20 protein-coding genes and 3 pseudogenes are annotated in these 13,183 nt (G+C 46.0%); 1 reads left to right on the forward strand and 22 read right to left on the reverse strand.

The features are described 5' to 3' along the window. Positions 1-14: 14 nt before the first annotated feature. The 4 genes and pseudogenes from AACY49_RS08660 to AACY49_RS08670 all read right to left on the reverse strand — a co-directional run bounded on the left by AACY49_RS08660 (position 15) and on the right by AACY49_RS08670 (position 2,305). Entirely contained in the window at positions 15-614 is a 600-nt protein-coding gene (locus tag AACY49_RS08660) for a hypothetical protein (protein ID WP_339522978.1), read from the reverse strand. A gap of 460 nt (positions 615-1,074) precedes the next feature. After that, complete coding sequence (locus tag AACY49_RS08665; RefSeq protein ID WP_339522980.1) at positions 1,075-1,665, reverse strand: hypothetical protein; 591 nt, start codon at positions 1,663-1,665, stop codon at positions 1,075-1,077. 199 nt (positions 1,666-1,864) lie between these two features. Then, positions 1,865-2,033, reverse strand: a pseudogene (locus AACY49_RS31780) (RHS repeat-associated core domain-containing protein); the annotation flags it as partial. Between the two features lie 29 nt (positions 2,034-2,062). Next, entirely contained in the window at positions 2,063-2,305 is a 243-nt protein-coding gene (locus tag AACY49_RS08670) for a hypothetical protein (RefSeq protein ID WP_258698223.1), read from the reverse strand. A gap of 39 nt (positions 2,306-2,344) precedes the next feature. Here AACY49_RS08670 and AACY49_RS08675 point away from each other — a divergent pair, with 39 nt between their 5' ends. Further along, complete coding sequence (locus tag AACY49_RS08675) at positions 2,345-2,533, forward strand: hypothetical protein (RefSeq protein WP_339522982.1); 189 nt, start codon at positions 2,345-2,347, stop codon at positions 2,531-2,533. On the opposite strand, the gene AACY49_RS08680 is transcribed toward AACY49_RS08675, so the two are convergent. The 18 genes and pseudogenes from AACY49_RS08680 to AACY49_RS31785 form a co-directional block, all read right to left on the reverse strand. Further along, positions 2,526-2,903 carry an HNH endonuclease signature motif containing protein gene (locus AACY49_RS08680; RefSeq protein WP_339522984.1) on the reverse strand — a complete coding sequence of 126 codons (378 nt, stop codon included), beginning with the start codon at positions 2,901-2,903 and terminating at the stop codon, positions 2,526-2,528. The two genes, AACY49_RS08675 and AACY49_RS08680, sit on opposite strands and share 8 nt — an antisense overlap. A gap of 72 nt (positions 2,904-2,975) precedes the next feature. Next, positions 2,976-3,455, reverse strand: coding sequence for a competence protein ComJ (gene comJ, locus AACY49_RS08685; protein ID WP_339522985.1), 480 nt, complete (start codon positions 3,453-3,455; stop codon positions 2,976-2,978). Positions 3,456-3,544: 89 nt separating this feature from the next. Next, positions 3,545-3,832, reverse strand: coding sequence for a hypothetical protein (locus AACY49_RS08690; protein WP_258698219.1), 288 nt, complete (start codon positions 3,830-3,832; stop codon positions 3,545-3,547). A 215-nt stretch (positions 3,833-4,047) separates the two neighbouring features. After that, positions 4,048-4,659 (reverse strand): Imm43 family immunity protein, encoded by a 612-nt coding sequence (locus AACY49_RS08695; protein WP_339522988.1) that lies wholly within the window; start codon positions 4,657-4,659, stop codon positions 4,048-4,050. A gap of 108 nt (positions 4,660-4,767) precedes the next feature. Beyond that, positions 4,768-5,490 (reverse strand): annotated as a pseudogene (locus AACY49_RS08700) (PAAR domain-containing protein); the annotation flags it as partial. Between the two features lie 87 nt (positions 5,491-5,577). After that, positions 5,578-5,856, reverse strand: a complete 279-nt coding sequence (locus AACY49_RS08705) for a hypothetical protein (protein WP_339522990.1) — start codon at positions 5,854-5,856, stop codon at positions 5,578-5,580. Between the two features lies 1 nt (position 5,857). Continuing rightward, complete coding sequence (locus AACY49_RS08710; RefSeq protein ID WP_258698215.1) at positions 5,858-6,142, reverse strand: RES family NAD+ phosphorylase; 285 nt, start codon at positions 6,140-6,142, stop codon at positions 5,858-5,860. A gap of 180 nt (positions 6,143-6,322) precedes the next feature. Continuing rightward, on the reverse strand, positions 6,323-6,742 hold the full coding sequence (locus AACY49_RS08715; protein ID WP_258698214.1) for a hypothetical protein: 420 nt from the start codon (positions 6,740-6,742) through the stop codon (positions 6,323-6,325). 75 nt (positions 6,743-6,817) lie between these two features. Next, positions 6,818-7,477: an SEL1-like repeat protein gene (locus AACY49_RS08720; protein WP_339522993.1), complete on the reverse strand. Its 660-nt coding sequence runs from the start codon at positions 7,475-7,477 to the stop codon at positions 6,818-6,820. Between the two features lie 366 nt (positions 7,478-7,843). Beyond that, positions 7,844-8,491 (reverse strand): hypothetical protein, encoded by a 648-nt coding sequence (locus AACY49_RS08725; RefSeq protein ID WP_258698212.1) that lies wholly within the window; start codon positions 8,489-8,491, stop codon positions 7,844-7,846. A gap of 50 nt (positions 8,492-8,541) precedes the next feature. Beyond that, positions 8,542-8,925 carry a hypothetical protein gene (locus AACY49_RS08730; RefSeq protein WP_339522996.1) on the reverse strand — a complete coding sequence of 128 codons (384 nt, stop codon included), beginning with the start codon at positions 8,923-8,925 and terminating at the stop codon, positions 8,542-8,544. Positions 8,926-8,935: 10 nt separating this feature from the next. After that, positions 8,936-9,406: a hypothetical protein gene (locus AACY49_RS08735; RefSeq protein ID WP_258698210.1), complete on the reverse strand. Its 471-nt coding sequence runs from the start codon at positions 9,404-9,406 to the stop codon at positions 8,936-8,938. A gap of 262 nt (positions 9,407-9,668) precedes the next feature. Beyond that, positions 9,669-10,313, reverse strand: coding sequence for a hypothetical protein (locus AACY49_RS08740; protein WP_258698209.1), 645 nt, complete (start codon positions 10,311-10,313; stop codon positions 9,669-9,671). A gap of 248 nt (positions 10,314-10,561) precedes the next feature. Continuing rightward, positions 10,562-11,179 carry a DUF7716 domain-containing protein gene (locus tag AACY49_RS08745; protein ID WP_445262631.1) on the reverse strand — a complete coding sequence of 206 codons (618 nt, stop codon included), beginning with the start codon at positions 11,177-11,179 and terminating at the stop codon, positions 10,562-10,564. An 81-nt stretch (positions 11,180-11,260) separates the two neighbouring features. Beyond that, a pseudogene (locus AACY49_RS08750) lies at positions 11,261-11,614 on the reverse strand (RHS repeat-associated core domain-containing protein); the annotation flags it as partial. 4 nt (positions 11,615-11,618) lie between these two features. Then, positions 11,619-11,933, reverse strand: coding sequence for a hypothetical protein (locus tag AACY49_RS08755; RefSeq protein ID WP_339523000.1), 315 nt, complete (start codon positions 11,931-11,933; stop codon positions 11,619-11,621). A 353-nt stretch (positions 11,934-12,286) separates the two neighbouring features. Next, a complete protein-coding gene (locus tag AACY49_RS08760; RefSeq protein ID WP_320392705.1) occupies positions 12,287-12,619 on the reverse strand; it encodes a barstar family protein in 333 nt (110 codons plus the stop codon). After that, positions 12,619-12,807, reverse strand: coding sequence for a ribonuclease domain-containing protein (locus tag AACY49_RS31785; RefSeq protein WP_445262632.1), 189 nt, complete (start codon positions 12,805-12,807; stop codon positions 12,619-12,621). Before AACY49_RS31785 ends, AACY49_RS08760 begins: the two co-directional genes overlap by 1 nt. Positions 12,808-13,183: the final 376 nt, after the last annotated feature.

The following is a 13,183-nucleotide window of genomic DNA, read 5'->3' on the forward strand; positions in this document are numbered from 1 at the left end:
CCATGACCTGAAGATTAACCATAAAAATAATCAAAAAACCGTTCGAAGTTTTCTTCCCCAAGTAGGGGGCTGACTTCCTTTGTGAGTAATTCTACGAACTTGCTGGAAAGTTCGTCATCATCGTTATAGATCTCAAAAATTTCGAATTCGCCGTGGACAACCTCAATCAATTTGGCAAAAGCAAAAAAGAAATCAGCCAATGAGTCGGCAATTTTGAAAGGCAAAGCCACGTCATAGCTGGCAAATACAGGCGTACCCTCAGTGTCGGTAACGGCGATGACAGGTTTACCGCCTCCGATATCATCCATAAATACTACAAAACTGGCTGGCCAGCGTGGGTTGAGCTGCGACTTGTTTGAATTGCCATCCCATTTGTAGCCCGCTTGGTCATCTTCAATGGTGTTCAGGTCAAAAAAACGTATCGGAGTCAAACCTGTCTCCATCTCTACACCCACAGGCTCGTAGTTGTCATAGAAAAAATCAGTTTCGACAGAGCGCTCAAGCGTTTGCGGCCATGTGGCGTTGACTTGGCCATTCTTTTCGAATTTGCCGTCCAACAGGAATTTCTTATGGATACGGTGCAGCTCTATCAATGCCTTTTGTAACGTGCTCATGTTCATTTTTCGCCCCCCGCAAAACCCCCGAGCAGAACTTTGCTGTCGTCCAGCACGAGATCGATCCAAATGCCATTCAGACGCTTACTCTTCATATATATATTGTTCATTAGTCAGTCCTTGAACAAACCGGATGAAATTAGAGCAGACATGTTTTTCAGATTGGGCCTGATTCTCTTCAGGGCTAAGATCGCTATCAAAGCTATCAGTCGTGAAATCACTGATGGACCCCGAATCAAGATTCGGGCAAAAGAAGTTGCCGCCCCAGTAGTTCGCGAAAAGTAGGCTTCTTTCCGATAGCGGACTCCAGATGGTCCAGATCCACTGAGGTAATGGCCGCTTCGTCATCTGAGAATGTGTTTTCAATCATCACTAATCCCAAGGGTACTTAATGTGAAATTACGCCGCCAGCACGGCGCCAAGGATGGTCTAGCTCGACATTTTTCAATATCAATGCTGATCAGCAAGATTGCGTGACCGTATGAAAAGTTTTCTTGTTTTCATCACAAAACAAATAAGCCTGCGAGTTATCATGGCTTAAACCACTAATATCGAGTTGCCCCAAAAAAATCATTGGTCTTCCATCTTGTATAGGCCATTCGGGGTTTTGGAGCCATTTAGGTGGTGTCTTCAGAGAACGAAAATCACTTTTTATTTTTCCCTTTAACCATAGCTGCAGCTCTTTGGTGCTAAGTGATTTTTTGTCTTCAATGAGGCTGGATAGATAGTCTGATGGTAGGGACAACCATTTTGGCTGAACTTTCAGCGTTAGGTTGAATGGCTCTTTATATTTTTTTTTGATCTTGTGGGGTATGTTTTTCTTGTTTAGAAAGTCAGATAGAAGAGTTTGGGTGTTATATATGGATTCAAGGTTTTCATAGTTTTGACTGATGGCGTATGTGTATAGGTCTGACTCTGCCACGTAAGCTGGTAAATTTTTCTCGATTCTTAGTAACTCTTCAATTGATGAGTTGGCATAAATTTCCGCTTCGAATTCTTTTGGCGAAATGGATGCTTCGACAAATTGCTTCACAATTTCTATAGCAGTCATTACTTAGCTCCTAGATGTCTGAAATTATCAAGTTCGGCATGTTGTTCTCGTGTGACTTCCCGTAAGTTTCGGGGGTCGTTCACGCCGCCTGAAGTTTTCGAGGCTTCGTGTCGACTCTTCCAATACCTTGATCTCACTACGTCTCATGCAGGAGCTTTGCACCGTTAGCGTCGCCTTTTTCCAGCGTTTTGAACTGGACACAACCCCAACCCCATGGGTCCACCCATCGGTTATGTCCATATTGATAGAGGTTTAATCCTCCCATCAACCCAATAGGATCCGACTTTGTAAACCATCCCACATCCGGATCACGTATTGAAAGGCAGCCCAGTCTCCCGGTCCAGGTACTGCCTCTGAAACTTCAGGTTCTACTCTGTTACGACCATCGACTAGTCAATCAGTCTCGTACCAACTCATCGTTTTCATCAGGCGGTTCTTTCTTGACGAGTTCTTCGTAATTTACAGGCTCTGAGCTTAAGGTGGCAGGCAGCCATTTGCCATTGATTTTCTCATAGCTACCTCCTCTGTAAGGATGACGGGCGATAATTTCGGTAATTTCTTTTTGGAAATTACTCTCTTCATACCAAACGCTGCCGCATTCACCGCATCCCCAGAATGGCGGCGAATGGGTGTCAATCAAATCTACCCATCCTGCGCATTGAGTAATAGGGCATCGATAATGTATGTCTTGATTCTGATTCTGAGCACTATCCGCAGTCTTGACGCATTGCGTAGAGGAGCCGCAGCAGGGGCACTCTATCATTATGAAACGTTGACCTTTTTCGACCAGGGGCAAGACGAAACTTTGCTGCTGCGCATTCAGTTCAAAGATTTCCTTGCAGACTTGGCACTGTGTACTTTTAATTGAGTCCATATGGATTTTCCCCTTCAGGATACCAATGTAGGGTCTTGCTATTGGTTTTATGGTAGGCCTTGTCCATGGGAACAAGATGACTTTGACGATTGTTGCCTCCCCTGAAAATCGGCTTTTTATGATGTATATCAAAGCCATCAGTAACCAGGCCTTTCTTCATTCTGTCCGCGCCAGCCTGATCATAGCTTTCGTAGTACAGGCGATTGAGCCAGCAGCTGTCGGGCAGTTGGGTCTGGATCAGGTTGACGAGTTCGTCGTAGTGGGAGGGCAGGGTGCCGGTCGCGCTTTGTTCGGCGAGCAACTGACCGCGGGTGTCATAGGTAAAGACGCGATGGATTCGACTGATCGGATGGCGAGGGAACATGAGCGCGAGCTGGAAAAATGGGCACACCGATTGGATCAGGTGCCCATTTTTGTTGGACGCAGAGATGAACTTCTAACGAAGTCCCCCTACCAGTACCTTGTCTTTCTCGCCGCCCCAAGGATCGTCCAGCAGGTACTTGGCTGGAACTTTGCTGTCTGATGGGACCAGAGTGATTTTGTAAAATATTTCTTCACCCTCACAAACCTCGAAGTACAACGCATAGTCGCGTTTCTCTAGATCAAGCTCGACCTTGAATTTTTCAGCAGCGGATGCAATTTCCACATGACCGGGGTCCGAGACATGAAACGGCACGACGATGCAGCGCTGGGCGGTGGGGTCGAGGTTGAAGCGGTCTTCCAGTTTCAGGTGCACGTTTGCCCCGAAAGCGTCTTCGGGTAGAGGGTCAAACACAACATAGTCGCTATGAATGATCGCACCCTGCTCCAGGTTAACCCTGTCCCACTGGCATGAGATTTCGTCGAAGTCCCGTGAGCGGAATTGAATCTGGCTGTGGGAGATTAATAGGTCCACAGTTTGAGCTATCTTTTTCATCTATAAACCTCGATCGGCATCCTGCTCGGTTTCTACGATGCGTCGGCTCTAGAGCCCTCGGCCTTGGTCAGGCTAGCCTTTGCTTGTTTTTAGAAGGGCAAGGAGTTTTTTATTGCTGCGAATTTTTCTAACGCAGCACCTTTATCTCTCAAATAGTCCAACGCGGCGTCTAAAGTTGAAAATTCTTCGATTTCTTCATTTTCATCATCTTCAAGTAAGTCCATGCGAGATTCGTCGATTGAAAAATAATATGTGTAATAAATATTGTCTTGTTTTTTTATGGCGTACTGGAATAGAAAAGCCCCCCTCTCGATCAAGCGACTTTCCTCGTAGCCTCGCCGTTTACCGGTGTTGAGTGCATCTATGAGTTTATTCATGTTCTAACCTGTGATGTCGATACGGACCATTGTGGCCGCCTCGTTATTCGAAAATGTGTTCTCGATCATCATTAATCTCAGCTTTAATAGAACCGTCACCGTTCTGATCCACTTTTTCATAGGGGATCAATTCAGTTACCCGTGAGTAAATCGATTGGTTCGGTTTCGGTTAGCTGGATCTTGAAAAGGGTAATTACCTGCATGCTGAGTGGGAGCTAGGCTCTATCGATTGAGCCGACCTTCTCCGTATCGACCACTTCTGCACCTACCAGATTTAGTTCTTTAAGTGCAGTGGCGGCGTGAGGCGAAAGAAATACGAATCCAAGTAAAGTAATTTCATCGATACTAAAAAAATCTGTACTGATATTTTCTTTGATTGTCAGGCTGATGATATTTTTGATTTCGCCGCTCGCTCGAAAATTAATCTTCGACAGTGTCTGATCGATCACGTCCACAGGCTCCTTGTCTATTCGTTGCTGGCGCATGAAAAAATATTGGCGCTGTGCGACCGAAACGCCCTTCGGGTTGACGATCTCCAGTTCTGCGATCTCCCATCGGGAAGTCTTGAGGGGCTGGAAGGCTTTCAGGAAGCGCTCACTGACAATATGCCCCTCAAAGGCTGTGCGAAAGTCAAAGTCATAGCGCTTGTCCTTGGTAATCAGCACCAGCTTTTTCGGGAGGGGAGCGAGAGCTTCGTCGGGGCCCGCGTCGTGCCAGTCGGCATCCATCGCATCGTCATAGGCGCCAGGGCTGTACGACTCATGAATAACGCCATCAATGAAGGTGGGGCAGTCTTTGTCTTTCTTGAATGCAAGGGTATAGAACATGAAAGCCTCTTGTCAGCAAAGTCGACCGGTACTGGATTAGGTTCGTATTCTTCCTGAAACAGTCTTCTTGCGAGGGCTGCTTTGTAGTGATGAAACCTGTTGCTGTGCCAGCAACGCCGGGACCGCCAGCCCCACGTCCGGGGTCTTGCCGGTGCGGATCTCGCGCACCACCACCGAACCGCCGCCAATGGTCACGTTGGAGGAGATCAGCCCGGAGCCCACCACCTTGGCGTCGCAGGTGCTGCGCTCGCCGCTGCGCACGGCGGGCTGACCGTTGATGGTGACCTTGTCCGAGCCCTCGGCCATGAACTGCGGCGGCATCGGCGGATGCTTCATGCAGACGAGCAGGTCCAGCGGCTTGGGCACGGCGCCGGGCGCCGGGGTGGCGACAGTAGGGCGCCACATCTGGGAGAAGAAGCTTTCGGCCATGTCCAGGTAAGTGGGCTCGGCTTCCGGCTCGGGTATTTCCAGTTCGGTACCGGCCGGCGCGACATGGGACGGGATCGCCCCGGCGGCGCGGGCAGCAGGGATGTTGTTGGTGAGGGTGTTGGTGGAGCCGGTGAGAATGTTCGCCTGCACCGTGGGCGGAAACAGCGCGTTGCTGAAACTCTCGCACAGGTTACTCAAGCCCTTGTCGACCCCGCTCTTGCTCATGGCGAGGCCCACGATCGTGCCCACCACCAAGCCGAGCACGAAGCAACCCAACCCCCCGGTGACGAAGGTGATCGCGATGTTGGCCGCCACCTCTAGCACGCCGCCAAGAATGTCGGCCATCATCGAGGTATGGTTGAGTGCATCACCCAGTCGGGCGGCCCAGAGCGCGTCAGACATGCGGGATGTTTATCCGACGCAAGCGTCTGACCGCCGCGCAATCGTTGCGCAATTGTATGCCTTCCATTGCACCTTTCTCCTTGTCGGTTACGGCATACTCATCAGCGCCATTCTCAGGCGTTTGATCAGCTTCGGATTCTTGAGGCAATCGGCCGGTCGTTTGTTACCGAGGGCGGGCACTTTCTGTTCGATCCACCACAACCCTTCCTCAAGCCCTCTTTTACCGTTGAGGACGACCGCCATATCGAGGTTGCCATCCAAGGCTTTCGCCAGCGTGCAGGCGTCGTCGTCGAGATAGACTTTGTTATACAAATCCACGAAATCCTGCCAATCGGCATCGCCGGTGTATTCGTCTTCCAGTCCCATTCTAAAAACCTGCAAATGATATTAAGTTACTACCGGTCGGGTTTCGCGTCGACGGCGCCCGAATTCCATCATAACCATTGGCTTTCGACCAGACGCCAATCTGATGGGTTTGGGTGCATTTATCGCCGGTAATGCTTTTAAGGGAGGCGCCTAATTGTTTGCGCACATCGGCTCGGGTCAAATCCAGGACGTTGTTGAGCTGCAATTTTTTGCTGACCAGTACCCGTTTGGACAGATCAACCCCCCAGTGATTGACCTCTCCTAGTGCGGTCTTGCGTGAGTTCACGCCATAGGCCTCCCAGTCCCTTGGCGGTCTTACGTTGAATGGTCACATTTTGAATTTTATATTCATTGTAAATAATTTTCAAACTACTCAAGAATAGTGTGGTTAGTGTGAGCCTGGTATTAGGTGGAGTTTATCAGCAGTCTAAAATTTCTAACTAAGTTGAGTTGCTCTGAGTAAACACTAGAAATTATATACCCAGAGTTCATCGAATACGAAGTCAAGTCCAAGATAATCAGCTAAGGACTCGAAATCATCATGTTCTTCGGGCAATGAAAGGCCAATGCCGCTGATTTTATCTATTTGCACGAAGCCGGACCATGCTACTTGCTCTTTGGAGTGCCTAAGAACGTCGGCTACCGTCATTCCAGCCCAAAGCTTATTCTGGTAATTTCCGGTAAAAGATCGATTGCAGGAAATGGAAGAAATAATTCCGTCAGTACCGTGATAGGCTCCGATAAGCCCATCGTCTATTGTGAGTGAGTTAACTTCCTTGTGGATCTTATATCGACCTGAGATACGTGCTTCAATCTTCTCTACATTTTCGCCTATGCATATTCCGCCGATGGACTTTTTTGGCACTATTATCTTGGTGATATCCATTGCTAACTCTACTTTGGTGCATTCATTAAGACGCTGTCTACGAAAACAGGGCTGTTCACAATTTTCTCGTACTTTTCAACACGCTTGGCTCCTATACGACCCTGAACCTCGCCATTCCTGTATACCTTCCAGTAATCGGATTGGTGGTCGCCACCGCCTGGCTCGTTCAAAGTCCTGCTCGACTATCCATCCATCAAGGTACATTTTCGCCATGTCATATTGACCGTGGGCATCACCGGATTCGGCTCGGGCAAAGTGAAATTCCACCGTTTTGGATGTGGTATCAATCTCCCAATAATCGCGTTTGTTTACCTGGAATAGCCGAACGGTTTGATCGTTCACCCATTCAACAGGACCTAGCAACGACTCAAAAAGACCCCGCGCGACGCTGATTCGCGTGGCTGTGAAAAATGCTTCAGGCGTGTTTTTTGAACCCTGCACCAGGACGCCGATTTTGATGTATTGATCCGTGCGCCAAGCAACCGTTGCTTTGAGCGTTTTGGACGGGTTTTTTAGTGAGCGTCCCGAGGTGCCTGAGAACCGATAGTCACGTTTGATGATCTCAGCTTGGAGCCTATGTATCGGGTCGTTATCCCACCCTTTGAGCGCCGCCAGCGACAAAAGCGCTTCGTTAATGTCCTCGATTAGCGACTGGCGAATGGCGAATGGCGCTGTCCGTAGCGTCCGCAGGTAGCTTATCGAGGTGCTTGAACGGATGAGAGTAGGTGCAAACATCCAGAAGCGTTTTCTCTGCTTCGACTGGAGCTGGCTGAAGAACTACTTTGGAAATGCCGCCAGCAGGTAGCTTGCACTTAGTAGCAAGGAGATAAACGTAGAGTACGGCTGCCTCCCGAACGCTGTGAGCCTGGAGGCGCTCCGTAGGGGAGTCGATTTCGAGTGCCGATAAATATTTGCTCATCAGGATCTCTGCCTAGGTCGAATGACGTTGCGAACCCTCCAGTCGGAGATCGAATCTTCAACTTCAGTAACGACGTTCGCGCTGCGCATTATTCACTGAATACGCAGCTTTCGTGCGCGAATTGACCCTGCCTGAATGGTTTATTCGTATTTTCAGAAGAATTTACCCTTCTGTCCATTTGATCACGACAACGGCATTTCGAAAACAATCTTGCCTAAACGGTTCTTAACAAAATAAATATTGTCTTTTATTTCTGCGCTTTTAAAATAATCACTCCTGTCAATAAAGCTTGGGATGTCGTTCATCCAAATTTTCTTCTCCGTCGAATTCTGTGAGTTAGTTGTTTCGCAATACCAGCTCTCGCCAACTTCAGGGCTTAAAAGTCTAAAAACATTGATTTTTTGTTTTTTGTCTTTACTGATTTTCGAGAGTTTTTTAATTTGAGTTGTTAATTGAAATTGAGTCTTTTTCACCGCGTTGCGAGTGGAATTTATTACACTGATGACTTCTTTATTTTCGACTTTTTTTGTGGCGATGGTAATAAGCGCGTTGCCTAACTCGTCTAACAGCTTGGTATTCTGAGTGAAGCGGTCTAGTGACAAAAAACCTTTGAAATCGAAATCTTCAATAAAAATATTAGTCACGCCTAGCACATTATCAAATAAATCCTCCTCGCCCCTCGGACCCAATTTCACGACTATTTTACTGCTTCCGTTGATGTCTATCTTTGGCAGCAACGCCATAAATATCTGCGTAATGGGGTGGCTTAACCAACGAATACGGACATTCTCTGGCAAAATGGCCGAGTCGCTTTCTTGTAGGGTGAACATATTCAGATTCATTGCTGTGTTCGCTTTAAAAAACTAGCTGGTACTTAGTATTATTCTGCCGCATACAAATGAATTGCATCTTCTGAAATGTATATTATTTTTCTGCTTGGATGTGCCTGAACTGGAGAGATTAATAACTCGCGCAGATCGCCTGAAGTCACGGCGCCGTCAAGAAAACTCAAGAGATCGTTTCTTTCTGCCTTATATAATTTTCCCTTGAAAATTATTTTTTTACCTTTGTAAGCGATCAGTTTGTGTGCCACATAATAGTAATCTGAAGTCATGTGAGGCCTTAGATCTCTAAGTGAGTCGAGTGCTTGAATGTAATCCCCTGAAAGCGTTGGTTGTAACATCATTGAATAGATAGCTTCTCTGCTTTCATTCGGAGCCAATTCAAGCACTTTGAGTTTTTCCAGTCGATAGTTGTTTTTCATACTGGTTCGATTAACACGAGCTACTAAGCCAGGAGGAGAAGTCAGAAATATAAATTTCATTTAAAATCAGTTCTAGAGGTATATCCTCAATGCTATCGGCTATCTCGTCATAAGGGGTGGGTAATACATAGGAAAATCCGAAGTCATCATCGATAATTATTGAGCCATTAAAAATGCGTTGACGCTTTGTGAGTTTTTTTACTTGGCCAAAAGACATCCCTGTAGAAAGCACACCTCTGTAAAGTCCTTGGTAATGTACATTACAGCCGATTGAGTATATTTCTCCGTCAGAAAGGGTTGCTATGGTGATGGTGTCGTTTACCACATAGGCCATCCTTGTTTTTCCGTCTGGTAGATTATAATTTTTTATTTTTACGTTATGTTTTCTATATAACTCATCGATATGGCTGGAAATGTTTTCCCCTAATAGTACGTTTGCTGCTGAGTGCTTGGATTTGATGTCTGCTGCAAAGTCAATCATATTTAAGTTCCACCATTCATTAACGTGCCATTAACATAGACTGGAGAGTCTTTTATTAGGTCGTAATTTTTGAAGTCGCCATGTCCAATTCTGCCAAATACAATATTTTCTCCAGATTTATTGGCTTTGTACACTGTCCAATAATCGTTTTCGTGAATGTTGGGCTGGATGGAACCGTAATCTTGGACGGTAATAAATACTCGTAGAGTACGACCGCCTCTCGAATGCTCTGAGTATTCAAGTGTGGGTAAGTGCTTGCTCGTCAAGAGTTTGATCTCGTCAAACATTCCTCAGGATAAATTTTCAGTTTGCTATTGTCCGTAAGTATTTCAAAAATGGTTAGGGAATCATCTGCGTGATTGATCTCATAAAATCTTTCCGTGAAGGTGCTTCGCCATATTTTTTCAGTAATCGAAGTGATTTTATCGGCATTGTATTTATAAAGAGTTTCGAAGTATTCTCCTGTATTGTTCAAACAGTAATGCCCTATAGGTTTGTCATTCAGAAACTTAATAAGGGAAACCGAGTCAAGGTTGGCCTCTAGGTTGCCGTTTAGCTCACTGCCGAATGTAAGTTCAAGGGTTTGATCGGCCTCATGCAAAAAAAACCGTCTATAAACAATCCATTGTTTTTTAATTGTTACGTATTTCGCAAATTTTAACTCGCCTATTATTTTGTTATCCTCATTTAAGAAATAACGTTGTCTGTTTTTGGCTGGCTCAGATTTTTTTTTAAAAAAATGCCCAGGCTTACATCCCTGGAGTTCCGACATATAGGGGGCCGGCGAATAGGAAGGCATGATCCCCATGCCCCAGATTGTCGTTTTGTAGTTTTTCTCCACAGACGATATAAGCTCTGAATATTTATCCTTATATTCGTTGAGTCGTGCGTGTAAAAAGTCCTTCATGGGGCATCTCCTACTTTGCTAATGGGAAAACCTTTCCGCCGTTGAGCTCAAAGTTGAATTTATTTAAACCCGACTCGAATCCAGATTTTGTGTTCGCCCCCGGATCATAAAGCCGGAACGTGTTGTAGTGCAGCCCGGTCTCTCGGTAGAAAAAACTTATTCCCGTTTTTTATCCATACATGCATGTTATGGTTTTCGCTAAAAAATAGAGCCGGAAGTTGTTTAGCTCTTCCGGCTATTTTTCTAATCTAGTCTAGAAAGTCATCGTTTTCCAAATAATACGTAACTGCTTTCAGTAGTTCTTCTTTGCCGGAGTTCGGATGATGTTCTATTTTATTTTCAATGATCGCTTTGAGTATTGGAGACTCAAGGAATGTTCCGTATTCGTCATCGAACTCCATTTCTTCGTCGTCATTTTCTGCAAGGTAATACTTTCTATTTAGGATGTCGTTTTCTGACTCCAAATCGAAATCAGTATCCACATATAACCAGCCGACATTGGGTAGGTCATTACGTTTTTGCAGAAGTTCGTCAAAGCCATTAATGGTTATCATAAGTACTCCTTGTTTTCGACATTTCGTACCGCCGCCCCATTTATTTCGACCGCCTTTACCATCAGGGTGGTAGATTTTATGATACGTTTTATGATCATTGAAGTCGGCTAGCTGTAATGAGCCTGGTTTGTTTCCATGATGCCAAGTCATATTGGCTGGGGATGTTCCTCTGAACGTCCCATTCGGCCGTGGCTGCACAAGCTCTACAGCGCCAGGGTATTTAGTCTGCATTTGACGTTTAAAGTCCGGATCTGTTTGCATTCGTTTGTAAACAGATTCATTTGCGCGGCTAAAGTGCTCTGCGTCAGTCATTTTGTATTCGGACGCGTTCAGTGAGTGCTCATGGAACACATGATATTTCCCTAGGTCGCGAGATCCTTCACCATTGTATAGCCCAAGCGGATCTATCCAGGTCAGGGTGAGTGGGGCATAACTGTAAAAATTCAGCCCTCCCGCCAACCCAATCGGATCCGGCGTGATAAACCGCCCCACATCCGGATCATAAAACCTGAACATATTGAAATGCAGCCCCATCTCCCGGTCCAGGTACTGCCCCTGAAACCTCAGGTTTTGCTCTTCAATGTAATACGGCTCGCGCACCTCTTCTAGCATGTTGCCCCACACCCGATAACTCGCCTGCCAGACGTTGTGGCCCTCCGCTTCGGTGAGTTGTTCCGGGAGGCCGCTGATGCGGGTGCCGTCGACACGGGGCCGGGGTTCGTAGCCTTCGTCCTCGTATAGAAAAATGGGTTTAATCGCAATAAATGTACAAATTCAAATTTTCATCGTAGGTATTATTTAGGAATTTTATAAAGTCATTCAGCTCGATTGAATTTGGTTTGCCGGTTTTCATTATTTTTTCAATTTCAACTATTAGAGGTTTTATTTCGCCAAAAAGAATGCTGGTGTCGGAGTAGTAATCGGAAAATTTATGTATTTTCGGGAAGTCTTTTTTGGGTTTTGCGATGCTCAGCAGAATATCGTGTGCGTTTTCACTCAGAGAAAATACGGAGGTTTTTTCATTGATTTTTTTTTGACTTTCTGAAGCCATAAAATCGAGTGGCATAGGGGTACCTAATTTTTAGGACGAGAAGGCGAGCTCGTCTTCTTCGTAAAAAACAGCGCCCAGCTTCGTTGGGTACGGCCGGATGTTCAGGAAATTTTCAAGCTTGTATGAAAGTAGATTGAATATGTCCATTTTTTAAGGTTTTCCACTTGCCTCTCGCACATTTTTTCTCGACACGAAACGATGTGATGGTGCTATTCAGTTTGCCTAATAACCTGGTGCCCGTCATCTGAGAATGTGTTTCAAGCATCACTAATCCCAAGGGAGCGATTGAATTTGAAGTCGCACCGTTGCGTCATGAGACCGACGAATATGGATATTTTCTGGTGTAATGATTCTGTTTATTTTCAGGGCTAGCGCTCAAGGAGCAAAAGGATTGAGGAGGGTGTTTCTTTAAATTTGCACTTGTAGTTAACGAATTCAACAATGAAGATAAGCGTCTCTCGTAAGTTTTGTTGGGCGGAGGTAATATTTTTCGTTAGGATAATTATTTTTTCAGAAGGATCTATTCTTACTTTGGTCATTCCTTCTTCTGGATACCGCAAGCCAAATAAACAGTCAATTACGGCATCGACATTCTTGCCATAACTATCAGGGAAGCCGAATTTTTCTGCGAGGGCTTCATACAGTTGCTCGGTATCTTTTATTTCAGAAAAATCCAGCTCAATCGTTGCTTTTATGTTCATTATTTCCATCCACCAAGGTTTATTTCTATGAATGAATCATAGTGATCGTGAGAGTAATAAGCTTGGCCTGTTTTTTTGTCGACGACGATGCGCCGAGCGCCATTGGTTCCTACATTAGGCGTTTTAACCGTCCATTCGTGATAGGGCCCGCTTCCTGTGTTCAGTCTTTGGCTGTTGGGGATGCCGATTGTGTGGGTGTTACTGAAAGGCGTGCCGTCGTTGGAGTAGCGAGGCTACCTTAATTTAGTTCGGTTAATGGTGCTTTGCAGCTCTCTCATTTCCTGTTTTGACATGCTGTGCCCCCATTTGCTTTTGATCGCAGCATGGGCTTGCTTAGGGCTTTTAGCAAAATGAGAGCATTTTAAACCCAGTGGGTCGATATAACTGTGCGGATCGGAGGCATAACCGTAAGCATTTAGTCCCCCGCCAACCCAATCTGCGGATTCCATGACCATTCGGACACCCATTCCACCAACATCCGGACACTGATTCCACGCTGATCCGGACACTCTTTCCACAAGTATCCGGACACCGATTCCACGGCCATCCGGACACTTTGAGGCA

Origin of the sequence: Pseudomonas sp. EL_65y_Pfl2_R96 (assembly GCF_963970905.1) — a bacterium.
GTDB lineage: Bacteria > Pseudomonadota > Gammaproteobacteria > Pseudomonadales > Pseudomonadaceae > Aquipseudomonas.

What these genes read in the sequence shown, in the direction of transcription:
- AACY49_RS08660 (WP_339522978.1), bottom strand. Translation starts at nt 614, where the DNA reads ATGAGCACGTTACAAAAGGCATTGATAGAGCTGCACCGTATCCATAAG.
- AACY49_RS08665 (WP_339522980.1), bottom strand. Translation starts at nt 1,665, where the DNA reads ATGACTGCTATAGAAATTGTGAAGCAATTTGTCGAAGCATCCATTTCG.
- AACY49_RS08675 (WP_339522982.1), top strand. Translation starts at nt 2,345, where the DNA reads ATGTATGTCTTGATTCTGATTCTGAGCACTATCCGCAGTCTTGACGCA.
- AACY49_RS08680 (WP_339522984.1), bottom strand. Translation starts at nt 2,903, where the DNA reads ATGTTCCCTCGCCATCCGATCAGTCGAATCCATCGCGTCTTTACCTAT.
- comJ (WP_339522985.1), bottom strand. Translation starts at nt 3,455, where the DNA reads ATGAAAAAGATAGCTCAAACTGTGGACCTATTAATCTCCCACAGCCAG.
- AACY49_RS08690 (WP_258698219.1), bottom strand. Translation starts at nt 3,832, where the DNA reads ATGAATAAACTCATAGATGCACTCAACACCGGTAAACGGCGAGGCTAC.
- AACY49_RS08695 (WP_339522988.1), bottom strand. Translation starts at nt 4,659, where the DNA reads ATGTTCTATACCCTTGCATTCAAGAAAGACAAAGACTGCCCCACCTTC.
- AACY49_RS08705 (WP_339522990.1), bottom strand. Translation starts at nt 5,856, where the DNA reads ATGGGACTGGAAGACGAATACACCGGCGATGCCGATTGGCAGGATTTC.
- AACY49_RS08715 (WP_258698214.1), bottom strand. Translation starts at nt 6,742, where the DNA reads ATGGATATCACCAAGATAATAGTGCCAAAAAAGTCCATCGGCGGAATA.
- AACY49_RS08720 (WP_339522993.1), bottom strand. Translation starts at nt 7,477, where the DNA reads ATGTTTGCACCTACTCTCATCCGTTCAAGCACCTCGATAAGCTACCTG.
- AACY49_RS08725 (WP_258698212.1), bottom strand. Translation starts at nt 8,491, where the DNA reads ATGTTCACCCTACAAGAAAGCGACTCGGCCATTTTGCCAGAGAATGTC.
- AACY49_RS08730 (WP_339522996.1), bottom strand. Translation starts at nt 8,925, where the DNA reads ATGAAAAACAACTATCGACTGGAAAAACTCAAAGTGCTTGAATTGGCT.
- AACY49_RS08735 (WP_258698210.1), bottom strand. Translation starts at nt 9,406, where the DNA reads ATGATTGACTTTGCAGCAGACATCAAATCCAAGCACTCAGCAGCAAAC.
- AACY49_RS08740 (WP_258698209.1), bottom strand. Translation starts at nt 10,313, where the DNA reads ATGAAGGACTTTTTACACGCACGACTCAACGAATATAAGGATAAATAT.
- AACY49_RS08745 (WP_445262631.1), bottom strand. Translation starts at nt 11,179, where the DNA reads ATGACTGACGCAGAGCACTTTAGCCGCGCAAATGAATCTGTTTACAAA.
- AACY49_RS08755 (WP_339523000.1), bottom strand. Translation starts at nt 11,933, where the DNA reads ATGCCACTCGATTTTATGGCTTCAGAAAGTCAAAAAAAAATCAATGAA.
- AACY49_RS08760 (WP_320392705.1), bottom strand. Translation starts at nt 12,619, where the DNA reads ATGAACATAAAAGCAACGATTGAGCTGGATTTTTCTGAAATAAAAGAT.